Raw genomic sequence first — 16,946 nt, 5'->3', positions numbered from 1 at the left:
TTTAAGAATGTATGCACAAGCAGGAAATATAAAGCTATGCAAGCAATTCGGTTACAACAAACTATAGAAAAAGACGGTGAAATTCATCTAAGCAATCTGCCTGTTTTTCAAGGGCAACAGGTTGATGTAGTAGTTTCGCTTTCTCCTTTGCCTGAGCCTAAAAAAACTTTTACTGCTCGTCAATTACTAAATTCTGGGTTAATTGGTGTGTGGGAAAATCGTACTGATATTAAGGATAGTCTGACCTACGCTCGGCAGTTGCGCGAACAATCTCAAGCGAAACGTTATGATCTTTTTGGATAGTGACATTATCATCGATTTCCTGCGAAGATATCCTCCTGCGATTAGTTGGTTAGAATCTCTAGAGGATGAGAAGATTGCTTTATCTGGATATGTGGCAATGGAACTAATGCAGGGATGTAATAACAAGATTGAATTGCAGCAAGTCCGAAAATTGATTGCTAATTTTGAGGTTGTCTGGGCGACAGCCGAAACTTGTAATCAAGCTTTAGAAGTGTTTGCAGAGTATAACCTCAGTCATGGTCTTGGTTTGATTGATGCTTTGATTGGTCAAACTTCTATTTCTTTAGGTGTGCCGTTACATACGTTTAATGTCAAGCACTATGCAGTGATTCCAAATCTCACAACTGTGCAACCATACAAGAGGCTGTAGCTCAGTTGATTTCAAGTTACGATTGTTCGCTAATGAAACGGAGATAGACAAAGACTATGTTTACCAAAGAAAAATCAAGCAATCTTAAATCGCTAAGTCTATAGATGCTCTCTATCTAACTGAGCAGTTATACAGCCTATTGAGGGAAAGAGTAGTACAAGATAAGCTAGGATAGCAAAACCCAAAAGAGAGTAAAAAATGGCACCTTACTCACTAGATCTCAGAGAAAAGATCGTAGCAAACTACGAAGCAGGAAATACATCGATTCGGGAAGTAGCGAAGCAATTTCAAGTCGCGACGAAAACAGTGCAAAAACTACTGAATCAATACCGAGAGACAGGAGAACTAAACCACAAACCATTAGGTAGTCCAATCAAAAGTCCCCTCGAAGCGCATCAGGAGAAAATCCTCGAAATTGTCTCAGAGCATCCAGATTGGACACTATGGCAGTACTGTGAAGAAGTAGCAGAACAAACAGGAGTATCAGTGACCACAGGCAGCATGTGCCGATTTTTCCAGAGGCATAACATCACTCTAAAAAAAAGACCTATCGCCATGAAAAGGTAAAAAGTGAGGCAGTACAACAGCAAAGATGTGAATTTTGGGAAGCATTGAATGAAGTGAAAGCTGAAGATCTGATTTGTATTGATGAAACGGGAGTATGGCAGGGGATGGAACGCTCTGTGGCAAGAAGTGAATGTGGCAAAAGAGTATTCAGTCTTCGTCCCTTTTACAAAGGTCAGAAATACACAATAATTGGCGCTATTTCAGTTGATGGGATTGTTTGCCTGAAAACGATTCAGGGTTCTATGAAAGGAGCAGATTTTCTCACCTTTGTCCAAGATGACCTAGTACCTAAATTACGTCCTGAGCATAGGATCATCATGGATAACCTCAACTGCCATAAAGTTGAGGGGGTCGCAAAAGCAATTACAGCGACAGGTGCTAAGATTTTGTACTTACCCACCTATTCTCCTGATTTTAATCCAATTGAGATGATGTGGTCGGTTCTCAAATATTTTATTAGATTGCTTAGACCTCATTCTCAAAAACTACTTCAGCATTTAATCAACGTTTTCCCTTACTTGTTAGAAAAAGATTTCTTCAAAAATTGGTTTACTAAGTGTTGTTACTGTACTACTTAATCCCTCAATGGACTGTAGCTGTTGTGAAACAAGTGTTCAGATTCAATTGCGTGGCAAGTTAATCATGAAAATTGAGCGTAAAACTTATAAAGACGGTAATCTCTACCCTGAAGTATTCAACTATTTAAAGAATCTGCCTGATAGCATTCTTTTTCATCCTGACCATACAGAGTATCATCCATTTTCAATTTATAATCGTTCAATAGATAGAATAGTAAAAGCTTTCATATCTGTTTTGAGCGAGTTAGATCAAATATCTAACGCCTTGTTTGATGCTAATGGGAATCCGACTTATAGATTAGATAAGTTGCCAGATCTTCAGAAGGAGTTACTTAGCGCTATGCAGTCTCATATTGATGATTGTTATCGCATTCTTAAAACACTTCACCCACCTGATTTAAGAGCTAACAATACACTTTTTGTGGAGCGTTGGCTTGAGAAAGCTAAGCATCCTACCTACAAAGATTTTGAAAGAAATATCAAGGATTATAAAAATCCATTGGCTATTATTGTAAATAAAATCAAACACAACGGTGGTCAACTTCGTTCAATAATGGTTTACTCACGAGGTCGTGATATTGTTGTTCAAGATCTAAAAAGCGGTATCCAATTCCCTTACCCGAATGCTCGTATAGTTGGTTATTTTCTGGAAGGTATGCAGCCAGATGGAGTTATTGGAGCTGATTTTGCCGTTCATCATAAGGGAGATACTGCAATCTCTCTTAATCGTGATTTGCGGTTTCATTTTGCAAATCTCTATTGTATTGGTCGCTATCTAAAGAAAGCGATCATTAGGGCTGTTCGACATACTCATAGAATAGATCTACATCCTTCAGTAGTTGTAATTGAGTCTACTTCTAATTGGCAAGAGCTAGAGAAAATTTCAAAGCAGATCAGCCGTCTGCCATCACTTTTCTTTAAAGATGAGTTTTCTAAAGCAACACCTGATGTTGTTTACTATTGTAGTGATCATGGCTCCGAATTGATTTTAGAGTTTCCTAGTACTCGGAAAGTAACTTGGCAGGGCGACGCAACACTCTACGCAGAGTTTCAATTAGATGGTGTTTCTTCTGAATATAGAGTTCCATATTCGAGAGTATAAAGTGTGAATATAGTTTTTGGCATCTGCAAAAAGCTATCTCTACTTTTTAATCATTAATCGAAATGATGTGATATAAGGATATGTATAATTAAATGGCATCAGTCCCTCCCAGTCCCAAGATTTATCACATTACCCATATCGACAACCTGCCAAATATTGCCGCCAATATGGGATTAGTTTCAGATGCAACCCGCGTAGCAAGAGGTCTTTCTTGTTCATTAGTGGGAATGTCCACTATTAAGGAAAGAAGACTCAAAGAGATAGAAGTCCCATGTCATCCAAAAACAATGGTTGGACAGTATGTACCTTTTTACTTCTGTCCACGTTCAATAATGCTTTTTATGCTACACATGGGAAACCATCCTGATATTAGCTAGAAAGGAGGTCAACAACCGATAGTTCATTTGCAAGCCGACTTCCATAAAGTCATTAATTGGGCAAACTCAAACAGCGTAAATTGGGCATTCAGTAATGGTAATGCAGGTGCTTACTTGACTAACTTTTACAATCACCCCTCTAAACTTAACGAGATTGACTGGGGTGCTGTTTTTTCTTCAGATTTTCGTGATGCTAAAATCAAGGAAGGGAAACAAGCGGAGTTTTTGATGTTTGATGTCTTTCCGTGGACATTGATTGAGAAAATTGGGATAATCAATAGTACGATGGCAACAAAGGTTAAGACGACTTTAGCAAATGTCGCCCACAAACCAGTTATAGCCGTAGAACCTAATTGGTACTTTGATAGCAGACGCTAAACCCATGATTGAGCTAACTCAAGGCGATATCCTCAAAGCTGACGCTGAAGCGTTGGTTAACACCGTCAATTGTGTTGGCGTTATGGGTCGTGGCATTGCACTACAATTCCGCAAAGCATTTCCAGAAAATTTCAAGGTTTATGAAGCCGCTTGCAAAGCTAACGAAGTGCAAGCAGGCAAAATGTTTGTGTATGACCTGAATCGTTTGTATGCGCCTCGCTTCATTATCAACTTTCCAACTAAGCGCCACTGGAAAAGCAAAAGCCACATCGAAGACATTAAGGCTGGGCTAGAAGATTTAATAAATGTGGTACAGCAACATCAGATTCGCTCGATCGCAATTCCTCCATTAGGTTGTGGTTTAGGTGGTCTAAACTGGGAAGATGTACGTCCACTAATTATTGAAGCTTTTCAGTCCCTACCAGAAGTAGCTGTTTTGCTATTTGAGCCTGTAGGTGCGCCTCAAGCTAGTGTGATGGTCAAAGAGAGTAAAGTTCCAAATATGACTGTGGGACGAGCCGCTCTATTAGGACTGATGCGCCGCTATTTATCTGCTGTTATGGATCCTAGCGTTACCCTGTTAGAAGTGCATAAGCTCATGTACTTTATGCAGGAGGCTGGCGAACCTCTGCGGCTAAATTATCAAAAGGCTCCCTATGGTCCTTATGCTGAAAATCTACGCCATGTTCTCAGTTATATTGAAGGGCATTTTATCAGTGGCTATGGCGATGCTGAAGATCGACCAGACAAGCCACTAGAATTGATTCCTAATGCTTTTGAGCAAGCTGAATCATTTCTTGCAGAGCATGAGTCTACAAGGCTAAGGTTTGATCGTGTTGCCGTTCTGATTAAAGGATTTGAAACAACTTTTGGAATGGAATTGCTATCAACGGTACATTGGGTTGCCACGAGAGAAGAAGCAACAACCGCAGAATTAGCTGTCGCCAAAATCTATGATTGGAATACTAGAAAACGTATGTTTGAATCTCGTCATATTCATGTAGCGTGGGAACGATTGCGTGAGGCTGGTTGGCTACCAAAATTCAATATGCAATAACCTGTCAAGCGTAAAAAGTTCCTACTATGCCGACAAACTAAGTAACCGTAAATTTATCTCTACCTTTTGAAGTGATTGTTGACATAATGCGATCGCTAAAACTTCTAAAGAAAATTAACCATAAACAAAAAACGAATCGCAATGCGATTCGTTTTTTGTTTATGAGGACTTTACAAACAGCAATTTATGGATTGCCACTGCATCGACGCACTTATTGATATTTCTAGACATTAACTTCAGCAGGTTTAACTTGAGCTAGCAAACCAGTTAGGAATTCACCCTCGATTACTTCTGTTTCCAAAAGCTTCTCAGAGATTGACTCTAGCAAATCACGATTAGCATTGAGAATCGCTAGCGCCTTGGCATGGGCATTTTCGACGATGGTTTTGATTTCCTTGTCGATCGCTTCCGAAGTTGCAGGGCTGACATTACGTGCCATCTCCATACCACCGAGGAATTGATTTTGTTGCTTTTGGTAAGCAAGAGGTCCCAAGACTTCGCTCATACCGTAGCTAGTTACCATCTTATCGGCGAGTTCCGTAGCACGTTGCAGGTCATTGGATGCACCAGTAGTAATGCTACCGAAGATAATTTCTTCTGCCGATCGCCCACCGAGGAGAGTTGCAATTTGGGCTTCGATTTCTTCTTTGCTTAATAGGAAGCGATCTTCTGTGGGTAGTTGCAAGGTATAGCCAAGAGCCGCCATGCCGCGAGGCACGATGGAGATTTTCTCAACCTTGCCGCTTCCGGGGTTTAATGCACCAACTAGAGCGTGACCAACTTCGTGATAGGCAACAATCCGTTTCTCATTCTCATTGAGAACACGACTCTTCTTTTCCAGACCAGCAACTACACGTTCGACAGCTTCAGCAAAGTCTTCGAGCAAGACAGTTTCACGTCCAGCACGAGCCGCAAGTAGCGCTGCTTCATTAACGAGGTTGGCAAGGTCTGCACCTGCAAATCCTGACGTACGGGTAGCGATCGTTTCGAGGTCAACACTTTGGTCGAGAGTTACTTTCGCTGCATGGATTTTGAGAATTGCTAAGCGTCCACTCTTGTCGGGGCGATCAACTAATACTTGGCGATCGAAACGACCGGGACGTAACAATGCTTGGTCAAGGGTTTCAGGACGGTTGGTTGCCGCAAGTACGATTACGGTTGTTCCATCTACACCGAAACCATCCATTTCCGTAAGCAATTGGTTGAGAGTTTGTTCGCGTTCGTCGTTACCGCCGTACATACCACCGCTAGAACGCGCCTTACCGATCGCATCAAGTTCATCGATAAAGATGATACAAGGAGATTGTTTTTTGGCTTGTTCAAACAGGTCACGGACTCGCGAAGAACCGACACCAACAAAGAGTTCGACAAATTCAGAACCAGAGATGCTGAAGAAGGGAACGCCTGCTTCACCAGCCACAGCCTTAGCGAGGAGGGTTTTACCTGTTCCGGGGGGGCCCACTAGCAATACACCTTTGGGAATCTTCGCGCCGATTTTGGTGTATTTCTCAGGAGTCTTGAGGAACTGGACAATTTCTTGGAGTTCTTGCTTAGCTTCATCAACACCTGCAACATCACCAAATAAAGTCTTTGTCGATTCACCTTCAACATAAACCTTTGCCTTGCTCTTACCGATTTGCAAGCCACCAGGAGCGCCGCCGCCACCGTTACGGCTAAAGAGTTGGAAAATACCGACAAAAATTAAGGGAGGAATGACCCAACTTAGTAATGTACCAAACCAGCTATCCTTTTTGACAGGAGCTGCCGCAAATTCGACGTTACTCTTTTCGAGACGTTCGGGTAAGTTCAAATCAAAAATAGGTGTAGTGGAGATCACATCTCCAGCAACTTCGGGGCTGACACCTTTTAATTGATAGGTGATTTGGTCTTGTCCTATATATACCCTTGCGACATGCCCCTCTTCGACCTCATGGACGAAGAGGCTATAGGGAACGCGAGGCAAGGCGGGAGCAAACAGATTTGGGAGAAAGATGTTTATTATGAGCAATCCTGAGCCGATCAGCAATAGGACATTGCCAATCAGACGAGCACGCGATCGCTTGGGGTCTTCTTTTTTTACAGCCATTTTTTTATTTTTTAAACTTTACAATCTGTTACTAAAGTCATTATAGAAATGTTGGTCTAAGGTTGCTAGATCCCTAACGTAGGGATAGCCGCCTGTGCAAATAGGAAGATAAAAACCAAAAAACGTTTGTGCAGTACAGTCCACTTGATATTTTAGTGTCATCTCTGAATCTCTACCAATTGCTAGAAGCAGACCAAAGGACAACGAATTGAGTATTACTTTTGTTTTTTCAATCTTCGAGAACACCTACCTACGATTGCTTACAGTCCTTTGCGCTTTATAATTCGTGCTGTTGATTTGTTCCCTGTAAACAATAATGTCTAGTATCTTGCCAAAACAACCTGACTATAAATCTTTCCAGTGTTTGAGTAAGATAGAAACACTGGATATCTCTTCGGTGTCATTGACCCCAGACGGACAGAAAATTGTGGGGCAAAGCCGTAATCAGAAAAAGTTAACGGTTTGGGATGCTCAAACGGGTGCTGTGATCAGAACTTTGACTGAATGGGAATCGGTCAAGTGGATCAGAGTCACGAAAAATGGTCAAATTGTGATCAGTTTCAGAGAAGATGGCACTGTTGTCTTGCAGGATTTGGAGAGTGATCGCATCATTGGGACTGTGCATAGCGAAGACTTTGTTTTTGCAGATTGGGTTGTGACTCCAGATGGTCAATGGCTAGCAGGGCGGAAAGATGACATGGTAAAGGTTTGGCAAACACAGACGGGGGAATTAGTACACACCATCACTTTGACAGATCGCCCCAATCAAGCACCAGCATCTGATTACAGTATTTTCTGTGAAGAGATTCGCTATTGCATTCCCTATACTTACATGGAGATTCTACCAGATGGAAGCGCGATCGCTGTGAGCTATGGGAAATGGGTCAAACTGTATTTTCTTGATCGTGATGAAGAAGTTGTTGTTTATCAGAGTAGTCTAGAAGAAAAAGAAACTCTCTTCGGTCCGTTAAGATTTGGTTCTAATGGTGACTGTTTAATTGGTACACACCGATCAGACGCAGAATTTAGAGTTTGGTATTACAAAAAACACAAGCATTATCAAAAGCGATGGCACTCAGTTCAGCATCGACGAATTGCATGTGTAGATATCAGCCAAGATGGACAGATATTAGTAAGTTCGGTCCATACCGATAGTCAGGACTTTTTGATCAAGTCTTTCGATTTGTTGACGGGTGCAGAACGGGGTGTGATTCGCATCAATCATCAATCTCCAATCACCGATATTGCCACCAATATCGATGGTACATTAGCGGCTACATACAGTGGAGATCGTAGTATTCGATTGTGGAATCTCTTTACGGGGCAATGTTTACAGGCTATTCATAGTTATTTAGATGGTCGCTATTTAAATGTGCAGGGCTACTTTTTTTTAGGCTTTGCTGCCGACAATCAAACGATAATTATAGCTAACCAAGGAATCATTCGCCTATGGCGTGGGCATTTATTTATCCAAGATTTGACCCCACATAAAATGAAGATCCGAGATATTGCCCTAAGTCCTAATCGAGAAAAGTTAATTTGTAGTATTCAAGAGAATCCAGATAGAAGTGAATCGACTGCAAGTTCCATCTCTTATATCCAGATTTGGAGTCTTGCGACCAAAAAGGTAATTAAAACCTGTGAAATCCCTATTCATACTGATGCCAAATTAGCGATGAGTCATGATGAACAAATTTTCTTTTATGCTAATTTCCAGAGGATTGAAGTCATTAGCATTTCAGGGGAGAGACTTCTTACTATTTATGGGCCACCAACTTGTATTATGGTAATCCTTCCTTGCCCCGATTTGCAAACCATGATCATTGGCACTCAAGATGGACAAATTCTTGTTTGGAATTATAAGACAGGAGAACGCATTCGTCAGATTCAAGTCAATAACACAGCGATACGATCGCTTGTCATCACACCCAATCAACAACATCTGATCAGTGCTAGTGACGATGGTTCTATCAATGTCTGGGATTTACAGACTGGGAATTTGGTGCGATCGCTCATTGGTCATACAACTGCTGTACATACTCTATCTTTAACAGGTGATGGAAAGACTCTGATGAGCAGCAGTGTCGATGGTTGTGTCAATTTGTGGGATTGGCATCACTCGCAACCACAACATACATTTGATTCATCTAGTAAGGCTAGTATCGCAAGTGCGATGACGCTTGATGGCGCTTACTTAGTTCACGGATTTGCAGATCAACTTCAGATTTGGGGAGTCCCGTCGAAATAACATGAAACATACTCTCGAAAAAGATAGGTGGAAATATATAGTTGTGCAGCACAGTCAACTTAAGCTTTTGGTTTATGACTTAGAACAGGAGATTATTGATCAATGGATAAAGTAATTTATAGACAATATATTCAATAGCTAATGCAGGCAAGAGCGAATCTTTCTATGCAATCTTCAAAGGATGTTGAGGCTCAGACTATTTTTGATGTGGAGCGCGATCACTATCAGTTAGTTTATGTAGGTTGGAGCCGTAATGATATAAGAGATTATGGATGTTTGTTACATCTAGATATCAAGGATGAAAAGATTTGGATTCAATATGATGGAACTGAGGGTAGTATTGCCTATGAACTATTGAAGCTAGGCGTACCAAGGGAAGATATTGTATTAGAATTTCAACCTCTTAGAGTTCTTGCTGACACCGAGTTTGCTGTAGGTTAAAAAGAATTGCAGCGCTTTACACCACAATTCTTTTTTTGCAGCTATATTTCATGCGACTTGATAATTGAAATTGAAGGTTGCCCATTGCTGGACATCTAACATCCATACGTCGCTGATATTCGCAAGATTGCCAAACTCAGAGGGCTTGCCTGCACGGTCAAGATCTTCGAGGAGGGCTTGGGCAACTTGGAGTGGGTTGGGAATGGCAATCAGTCCATTGAGCGATGAAGCTTGGCGTTGAGATGCTTCTAAAGTCTTAGCTACTTGCAAAAGTGGCGATCGGCTAATTACCACTTGGACATCAACCATTCCCTGCGGCGCGGAAACTGCCCAATTCATAGGCGCTTTGGGATAGGGAATTGTCAGGGTTGCCGCAGGAGGAATTACCCCATCGTTGGCATAGGGAGTGGCGATAAAGTTGGGGGTGAGGACTTTGCTCCTCGGATCGAGGCAAAAAATTCGCACATAGAGGGGCTGATCGCTGAAGTTTTCAATTTGGCATTCAAGGCGATCGCCTATATTGATGGGCTTTGTCCGAGCAATATTATTGACGGTATTAGATGGGATTAGACCTGCACGGGCAGAAGCTTTGCTGGCAATTGTCACGGAGCGCTCATCCATACCAATCATTGCCTTAAGCGTCACCTTGACATTGAGATGCGATGTTGCTTGATTTTCGGTAGCACGAATTAGTTTTGCGGCAAGGAGGCTTTCGAGAAAGGGTTGTAATCGCTTGATAGCCACACCAACGGACTCACCAACGGAGCCAAAGGAGCCAAGGATGGGGGTATGTCCGACCGTAAATAATCCATAGCTTGCCGATTGCACGCCAAAGAGACAGTCGGCGCATTGCTCGTTGGCATTGACTCCAAACATATTCGGTAAAGTCGAGAAGGCGCTAGTGGCATCAACACGCTCGATTTTGCTCAAGCCGCCATCGAGGGCGATCGCTAATTTGATATTGTGCGAAACAGCCCGCATAACTTCTTGGAGTAGCTGCCCTGTTTCTAGTTTTTGCAAACTACTATAATCATTTAAAATTTCAACTTTGGCATTAAACCCAGTCCGTGATTTAACTTGGACTGTGGCTTGGGGAACTGCTACAACTGGTTGAGAAGATGGACTGGGAGTTGCTTCAGATTCCTTAGCGATTGTAGGAGTTGCCGCCGCAACTTGGGTTGCCATGACCTGCAAAATGGAACCTGCCATGTAATTACTTAAAACCGTGATCGGGAAACCTGCCAAGCTAATATCAGCCGTACGCCGATCAGTGCTGTTAAGAATTACGCCATCGGAGCCAAAATCAGGAGTTGTTAACAATGAGTTAAAGGTACTAGTAGCGATCGCTTTTTGTTTTGTAGGATCAAGTTCCACCATTGCCGCAATTTGTTTGTCAATGGAGAGATTGTCATTATGCAGCGCCCGCCGATCTAAGGTGGTTGCTAAATCACTCATCACCACATTAATCGTAGTTGCAGGGGTGATTTGCCAAAGCTGCTGTACTAAAGCATAGGTAAATGCGCCACTACTAAATCCTGACCATTGGGCATCGGCACAGAGCATATCTCCCGATGCAGCCCGTAAAATTGTGCCGATCGCTTGTTTCTCTAGTTGGGCTACTTCCGTTGGTGCTTGCCAGTCATTACGCCCAACCCGCGATCGCAGGCGAAAATTACCAAGTGTTGAGATATTCGGGTAGTAAAATCCTGCATCAATCACACACAACAGCCGATCTGTTGAGATTTGCTGGAGCCAACTGCGCCATTCCTGTAGGGTAATATCCCGCAAATTTTCGAGATTTTGAGGCAATCCACTATCAACGGGAACCAGTGTATTGTAGTTTCCCAAGCGCGAGCCATGTCCACTAAAGTGAATCATTACCAGATCATCGGGGAGTGTCTGGGCTACCAAATGTTCTGTAATCGCATCATTGATATTTGCCCGCGTTGCTTCGCGATCGGTGAGGGTGACAATATCTTGAGGGGCAAACCCAAAACGATGAATTAATAATTCCCTCTGCAACTCGACATCATTGACGCAGCCATGCAGGGGCAACCAACCACTTGATGTAGTATTTTGTGAAAAATTTGGAGTGTTTTGCGAATCATCCTTTGCCTCATATTGATTAATCCCGATCAGTAGCGCTCGTTTCCGTTGTGCTGAGACAGAAGTTTGACGGACAAATTGCTCTGCGGCAAATGCCACGCGATCGCGGGTGAGAAATTGCCATCCGATCAGGCTAGTCAGACCCGCCTGCAAGAATTTTCGCCTTGCAATCCCCATATATATGCCGTGAATTCCTTTGCGTTGTGACGATTGCTCTTTTAATTAAAGCCGATTCAAGACACCTCTTTTCAGTTATTTTGGCTGATTTTTTACTAGATTTTTTCAATAAGTAGAATTACTCAAACCAACCAAAAGGAAAAGCTTCACTTTGTGGCATAGCTCCTTTTCTAAGAAATATAGGCTTTCTAGAGCAATGCCCATTTCACGAAGCTTAGCCATAAATTTAGCGATCGCCCATGTCTCTAAATCTAATTATATAATTTCTTTATCCAATGATTGAAGGCTGGAACTTTGTGCCAACATTCAATTAAATACCGCATTGCTACCTTGAGCCAAATCTTTCCTAAATCTCTATACCTACATATTCCCTTTTGTAAGCGACGTTGTTTTTATTGTGACTTCGCAATTACGACAGGTGGCGAAAATCTCAAGCAGCAATATGTGGATGTGCTGTGCCAAGAAATAGCTTTGACTGTTGCCGAGATTCCACCTATTGAACCATTGCAAACTATCTTTTTCGGTGGGGGAACGCCATCTTTGCTATCGGTAAAACAGCTTGAGCAGATTCTCGAAACAATTACCAAGTATTTTGCGATCGCCTCTAACGCCGAAATTTCCCTTGAAGCTAATGCAGGAACAGTTAGTCTTGAGACTTTGCAAGGTTATCGCAGTTTGGGCATCAATCGCATTAGTTTAGGCGCACAGGCTTTTCAGCAGGAATTATTAGATGTATGTGGTCGTGGTCATAGTGTTGCCGAAATTTATGAAGCAGTAGATGCGATTCAAAAATCGGGATTTGAGAACTTCAGTTTAGATTTAATCTCAGGGCTACCCCATCAAACAATGACCGATTGGCAGGACTCCCTCGAAAAAGCGATCGCTTTGCAACCTACCCATCTATCTGTTTATGACTTAACCATCGAGGAGGGAACTGCCTTTGGTAAGCGCTATCAAGCAGGTGATCAACCCTTGCCAACGGAAGATCATACGGTTGCGATGTATATCGCCGCCCATGAGTTGCTACCTGCCGCAGGTTATGAGCATTATGAAATCTCGAATTACGCTCAATCTGGTTATCAAGCACAACATAATTTGACCTATTGGCATAACCAACCCTTTTATGGCATGGGTATGGGAGCGACCAGTTATATTAATCGCCAAAGAATTGATCGCCCACGCAGAATGCGGGAATATCTCGATGCGATCGCGCAATGGCAATCATCGGGAATTGGCTTTACGGCTCCTGTAATTGACGATAGAGAGGAGTTAATGGATACGCTAATGCAGGGGTTACGCTTGGCGGAAGGCTTGAGTTTAAAGGCTTTGCAATTAAATTATGGAACAGAACTTTGCGATCGCGCTTTGCAAATTCTCCATCCCTATCAATCTCAGAACTGGGTAAATTTGGTAGAACAATCACAGGATACTCGGATCATGTTAGTTCCTCCCGATGGTTGGCTATTTTCCAACATCATCATTGCTGACCTATACAAAAATTTGTAAAAGTAAAAAGGGGCGCGAAGCGTCCCTTTTTACTATGGCGTTAGATATTCCTGAAGTTGCGATCGCAAAGATCTATAACTTGCGTCATCAGGATCAGATATCGTTTCAATCGTTAAACCTAGCGATCGCTGATTAGGAACAGTTACTTTTGCAGAATTTTGCCAGAGTACCCAACGACTACCCAAGGGCAAATAGGCAACGCTATCATTACGATGGGATAGCCAGACCACAGGTAAATCAGGGATATCTTTGAGAATGTCTACTTGGGTCGCGACATCGGAAACATTAGCGGCGGCTAGGGTTTCTAAAACTGCGCGATCGCTTTGGACTATACCTGTCTCTGCTGTCCATAACCTCACGCTTAGTTTGGATTTCTGGGCATAGAAATAGAGCGAAGCTGCGGCAACTACTGCCTCTTCAAAAGCTTGAGGCTGCCATCCAGCGGAAGTGTCAAGGGCGATCGCCACTTCTTGACCACCAATTGTTACTTCCAATTCCCGCACCCGTAATTCCCCAAATTTGGCACTAGTGCGCCAATGGATTAGCCGCGTCGGATCACCCCAACGGTAAGGGCGCAAGGTTTTAGTTAGACCTTCTGTCGCATTACTATAGTTGTGATCATCACTATATTGGCGCGGATTGGTATCATTTCCTAATTGATCAACTAAAGGACAACGCTCCAATGGAAGTACCGTTGGATAAACAATCACTTTCTGTCCCGATGGGCAAGCCCGACGACTGCGAAAGAGTCCCAATGGACTGGAAGTGGCAATTTCTGTGGATCTAAATAAAAACACACCACGCTTAGTAGTTTTCGCTTCGTAGCGCCATCGATATTCTTGAAGTGGCGCAATCATCTCAATGACTACTTCCTGCTGCAAAATATTTGAGAGATACTCTGGCAAAACATCCCGAACTTCTAGTAGGCGTTTTTCCGTGCGACCTAGATTTTGAATTCTCAAGTCCACCCACAGATCATCACCGACACTCACAGGATCAATTGGCGATCGCACCACTGAGATTTCCGCCAGTAAGCGTTTTGGCATCACTGCCCCCACAATTAATAGCGCAAAGCTCACGCCACTAATGACATACAACCAACCCGCAAGGGTATTAGTCGCCGCCATAAAGAAGAACAGCGTAAAGAATGTATATATTCCCCCAATAAATTCTGGTGTCGCAAATCGCCACTCTAACCATTTAAAAAAGCGCTTAAGCTTAGAAACTTTTTTCGGTCTAGAACTACGCTGTTTGCGATCGCTTGAGCTATTTGCCATATCATTTTTTGACCTATTCTAGTGTAGGGAAAATCAAGATTGAAATTGGGATGAGAGTTAGTAAAGCGCTTCCTTGGGCTTGACTAAATTAATTGCTCTTAATCCTGAAATCACCCCCGTACCAATCACTGCTCCTGACAAACCACGCATCGCATTTTCTACAGGAATAATGGGAATTAAGGTATTCCAAATTGGTTCTGGCCAGTTAAATAGATAGTAGGTAAATGGAACTTGACTGAGATGCATCAATCCACAAATTGTCCAAGTACCGCCAAATATGCCGATCGCTACTTTGACAAAACTGGTACTGCTAATCCACTGAGCGAATAATGTGCGTGTGGGCAGTAGGAATAATACTAATGCTGACCAGTCGATAAAGGCTCCGAAAATAAAGGTATTTACGGGGATGCCATTGCGAACGATCGCTAAATACGCATAGGCTGCTAGTTCCAACCCAAAGAGAACCGTTAACCCTAAGTACCAAAATCGTCGCTTGCGACTAGCACCCATTACTCCCGCCGCAAAACTAGCAATCACTGCGCCCCAAATCGCGATCGCGGGAACCCCTGCCGTATAGGGTGCTAAAAACACACCAATCAAAGTACCAATGCCGCTTGCCAAGGCTCCAGCCAAAGGTCCAAGCAACCAACCTAGCAAAGGGTAAATACTTTGGCTGAGGGGAATTCCTTTGCCTGAGCCAAGCACAATCGAAAAAGGTACAAAGGCTAAAACGGTGACAACGGCAGCAAGGACAATAATGTAGGCGATCGGCGTACCATCGATCGCCGCACCTCCCATCGTTTTAACTTCACGCTCTGCACCTTCGGGAATTTGGTTTTCAGTCATGGCAATTTTATCGGCTGTGGTCTTTAGCGGTGATTTTCATTTTATATAGCGTATACCAATCTAGTGAAGTACAGGATTGTGTCCCCGCCTTCGGTGAGGACACAATCCTCTGTATCTCGCTTGCTTGAAAAGCGTTATATCAAACCATCAGAACTCAAAAATTTCCCAAAATTCAAAAAGGCAGCTTTGAATTATGAGGTAATTGCGTAAGCCTTGATCTATAGCTATCGCCAAGTGTACTAAGACATAAAACCCAAGAATTGATTGGCGGCGCTCCGCGCCGCCAATCAATTCTTGGGTTTTGATTTGTCCTAAGACAAGTGACTGTAGCTATATAACAAAAAAATGTAAATTATTGACTTTAATTCTCAAATAGGTTTAAGCTAAATTCAATAGTTATTGCAAGTAATTCTTTTTAACCAGTCGATCGCCTTTCTAGATATCAATGAAAAAAAATTTGTTTTCACCTATTAATACCGCTCTAGCTCTAGGATTAGTGACATTAGTAGGCTTGACTGCCTGTAGTGAAAATAATCAAACACCTACAGCACAATCTACCCAGACAGCAACAAAAACTACTGATAAGGAACCTGCTAAAGACAATAAGCCTGCGGCAACCCCATCAGCCCAAGCACCAATTTCAGAAATTACGATCGCCTTTGCAACTCGTCGCGATACCAAAGATTTACAAACTAAAGTTGACCAAGTTTCTACGATCCTCTCCAAAGAAATTGGAATTCCTGTAAAGGGGGTAATTGGTGACGAAACTGCATCCGTAGAAGCACTCAGAGCTAACCGTGCCAGCGTCGCCTTCCTAAGTGGTCGGGCTGCACTTAAGGCAGAACAGCTATCGGGCGCAAAAATGTACTTGGCGGAAGTCCGTGCTGACTATTCGGGCGGTAAATCTTACAATGCCGTATTTGTCGTTCCTGATGAAAGCCCTTTAAAAACCTTGTCCGATCCTCAAAAAACCTTAGAACAGTTACGTGGTAAACGGATGGCATTTACCTCTCGTTCTTCTGGTTCAGGTTTTATCTTTCCTGTGAGTGAATTGGTAGGACTCAAGTTTGTAGATGGGCCCGATCGCTTAGAGCAGTTTTTCGGAAAAGTTACCTATGGGGATGGCTATAGCAGTGCATTGCAAGCAGTATTGCGAGAACAAGCTGATGTTGCCGTAGTTTCCGAATATGCTTTGCTTCCACCTTGGATTACCGCCGAAGAGGGGAAAAAATTACGGGTACTTCATCCTGTGCCTAATGTACCTGCTCACGGAATTGTCATTGACGACGGCGTACCTGCGGATATCCGTGAAAAGTTGATTAATGCTTTGCTGAAACTAAATGAGCCTGCAAATAATGAATTATTCCGTAGTCTCTATAATTCCACACAGCTAGTCAAGGTCGATCATGAGGCGCATTTAGCGAGTATGCGTACCGCAATTCAACGGGCGGGACTAAAACCCTAAAACCTGATTGCCTTATTGTCTAGCTTAGCTAGGCAATAAGGTTATTTGTCTTCAGAATATTA

The 16,946-nt window shown here is 42.7% G+C and carries 13 protein-coding genes and 2 pseudogenes; 11 read left to right on the top strand and 4 right to left on the bottom strand.

Going from position 1 to position 16,946, the window contains the following annotated elements; all coding sequences use genetic code 11:
• The first annotated feature begins 36 nt into the window (after positions 1 to 36).
• The 7 genes and pseudogenes from NMG48_RS11080 (at position 37) to darG (ending at position 4,732) form a co-directional block, all read left to right on the top strand.
• Positions 37 to 303 carry a hypothetical protein gene (locus tag NMG48_RS11080; protein ID WP_271251625.1) on the top strand — a complete coding sequence of 89 codons (267 nt, stop codon included), beginning with the start codon at positions 37 to 39 and terminating at the stop codon, positions 301 to 303.
• Positions 287 to 673 (top strand): type II toxin-antitoxin system VapC family toxin, encoded by a 387-nt coding sequence (locus NMG48_RS11075; protein ID WP_271251624.1) that lies wholly within the window; start codon positions 287 to 289, stop codon positions 671 to 673. Before NMG48_RS11080 ends, NMG48_RS11075 begins: the two co-directional genes overlap by 17 nt.
• 198 nt (positions 674 to 871) lie before the next feature.
• Positions 872 to 1,240: a helix-turn-helix domain-containing protein gene (locus NMG48_RS11070; protein ID WP_271251623.1), complete on the top strand. Its 369-nt coding sequence runs from the start codon at positions 872 to 874 to the stop codon at positions 1,238 to 1,240.
• 29 nt (positions 1,241 to 1,269) lie between these two features.
• Positions 1,270 to 1,818: pseudogene (locus NMG48_RS11065) on the top strand (transposase); the annotation flags it as partial.
• 64 nt (positions 1,819 to 1,882) lie between these two features.
• Entirely contained in the window at positions 1,883 to 2,920 is a 1,038-nt protein-coding gene (locus NMG48_RS11060; protein ID WP_271251622.1) for a hypothetical protein, read from the top strand.
• A 92-nt stretch (positions 2,921 to 3,012) separates the two neighbouring features.
• A pseudogene (darT, locus tag NMG48_RS11055) lies at positions 3,013 to 3,675 on the top strand (type II toxin-antitoxin system toxin DNA ADP-ribosyl transferase DarT).
• 4 nt (positions 3,676 to 3,679) lie between these two features.
• Positions 3,680 to 4,732, top strand: coding sequence for a type II toxin-antitoxin system antitoxin DNA ADP-ribosyl glycohydrolase DarG (gene darG / locus NMG48_RS11050; RefSeq protein ID WP_271251621.1), 1,053 nt, complete (start codon positions 3,680 to 3,682; stop codon positions 4,730 to 4,732).
• A 223-nt stretch (positions 4,733 to 4,955) separates the two neighbouring features.
• Here darG and ftsH read toward each other — a convergent pair whose 3' ends face one another.
• Positions 4,956 to 6,818, bottom strand: coding sequence for an ATP-dependent zinc metalloprotease FtsH (ftsH, locus tag NMG48_RS11045; RefSeq protein ID WP_271251620.1), 1,863 nt, complete (start codon positions 6,816 to 6,818; stop codon positions 4,956 to 4,958).
• A 316-nt stretch (positions 6,819 to 7,134) separates the two neighbouring features.
• On the opposite strand from ftsH, the gene NMG48_RS11040 reads away from it, so the two are divergent.
• Positions 7,135 to 9,066 (top strand): WD40 repeat domain-containing protein, encoded by a 1,932-nt coding sequence (locus NMG48_RS11040; protein WP_271251619.1) that lies wholly within the window; start codon positions 7,135 to 7,137, stop codon positions 9,064 to 9,066.
• A gap of 165 nt (positions 9,067 to 9,231) precedes the next feature.
• On the top strand, positions 9,232 to 9,507 hold the full coding sequence (locus NMG48_RS11035) for a XisI protein (RefSeq protein WP_345961213.1): 276 nt from the start codon (positions 9,232 to 9,234) through the stop codon (positions 9,505 to 9,507).
• 48 nt (positions 9,508 to 9,555) lie between these two features.
• On the opposite strand, the gene NMG48_RS11030 is transcribed toward NMG48_RS11035, so the two are convergent.
• Positions 9,556 to 11,766: a caspase family protein gene (locus tag NMG48_RS11030; protein WP_271251617.1), complete on the bottom strand. Its 2,211-nt coding sequence runs from the start codon at positions 11,764 to 11,766 to the stop codon at positions 9,556 to 9,558.
• A 318-nt stretch (positions 11,767 to 12,084) separates the two neighbouring features.
• Here NMG48_RS11030 and hemW point away from each other — a divergent pair, with 318 nt between their 5' ends.
• Positions 12,085 to 13,296 (top strand): radical SAM family heme chaperone HemW, encoded by a 1,212-nt coding sequence (hemW, locus tag NMG48_RS11025; RefSeq protein WP_271251616.1) that lies wholly within the window; start codon positions 12,085 to 12,087, stop codon positions 13,294 to 13,296.
• A 32-nt stretch (positions 13,297 to 13,328) separates the two neighbouring features.
• Here the strand turns inward: hemW and NMG48_RS11020 are convergent, their stop codons facing one another.
• Both NMG48_RS11020 and NMG48_RS11015 read right to left on the bottom strand, forming a co-directional pair.
• Positions 13,329 to 14,573, bottom strand: coding sequence for a DUF58 domain-containing protein (locus tag NMG48_RS11020; protein ID WP_271251615.1), 1,245 nt, complete (start codon positions 14,571 to 14,573; stop codon positions 13,329 to 13,331).
• A 57-nt stretch (positions 14,574 to 14,630) separates the two neighbouring features.
• Positions 14,631 to 15,419, bottom strand: a complete 789-nt coding sequence (locus tag NMG48_RS11015; protein WP_271251614.1) for a hypothetical protein — start codon at positions 15,417 to 15,419, stop codon at positions 14,631 to 14,633.
• Between the two features lie 445 nt (positions 15,420 to 15,864).
• On the opposite strand from NMG48_RS11015, the gene NMG48_RS11010 reads away from it, so the two are divergent.
• Positions 15,865 to 16,884, top strand: a complete 1,020-nt coding sequence (locus NMG48_RS11010; RefSeq protein ID WP_126384813.1) for a phosphate/phosphite/phosphonate ABC transporter substrate-binding protein — start codon at positions 15,865 to 15,867, stop codon at positions 16,882 to 16,884.
• Positions 16,885 to 16,946: the final 62 nt, after the last annotated feature.

This window comes from Pseudanabaena sp. Chao 1811, from assembly GCF_027942295.1.
Lineage (GTDB): Bacteria > Cyanobacteriota > Cyanobacteriia > Pseudanabaenales > Pseudanabaenaceae > Pseudanabaena.
This window is presented reverse-complemented; position numbering and strand designations above follow the sequence as displayed.

Bases quoted from the DNA above. Each gene is read 5' to 3' on its own strand.
- NMG48_RS11015 (WP_271251614.1), bottom strand. From the start codon at position 15,419: ATGACTGAAAACCAAATTCCCGAAGGTGCAGAGCGTGAAGTTAAAACG.
- NMG48_RS11040 (WP_271251619.1), top strand. From the start codon at position 7,135: ATGTCTAGTATCTTGCCAAAACAACCTGACTATAAATCTTTCCAGTGT.
- NMG48_RS11070 (WP_271251623.1), top strand. From the start codon at position 872: ATGGCACCTTACTCACTAGATCTCAGAGAAAAGATCGTAGCAAACTAC.
- NMG48_RS11075 (WP_271251624.1), top strand. From the start codon at position 287: ATGATCTTTTTGGATAGTGACATTATCATCGATTTCCTGCGAAGATAT.
- NMG48_RS11020 (WP_271251615.1), bottom strand. From the start codon at position 14,573: ATGGCAAATAGCTCAAGCGATCGCAAACAGCGTAGTTCTAGACCGAAA.
- NMG48_RS11060 (WP_271251622.1), top strand. From the start codon at position 1,883: ATGAAAATTGAGCGTAAAACTTATAAAGACGGTAATCTCTACCCTGAA.
- NMG48_RS11010 (WP_126384813.1), top strand. From the start codon at position 15,865: ATGAAAAAAAATTTGTTTTCACCTATTAATACCGCTCTAGCTCTAGGA.
- NMG48_RS11035 (WP_345961213.1), top strand. From the start codon at position 9,232: ATGCAATCTTCAAAGGATGTTGAGGCTCAGACTATTTTTGATGTGGAG.
- NMG48_RS11080 (WP_271251625.1), top strand. From the start codon at position 37: ATGCAAGCAATTCGGTTACAACAAACTATAGAAAAAGACGGTGAAATT.
- ftsH (WP_271251620.1), bottom strand. From the start codon at position 6,818: ATGGCTGTAAAAAAAGAAGACCCCAAGCGATCGCGTGCTCGTCTGATT.
- darG (WP_271251621.1), top strand. From the start codon at position 3,680: ATGATTGAGCTAACTCAAGGCGATATCCTCAAAGCTGACGCTGAAGCG.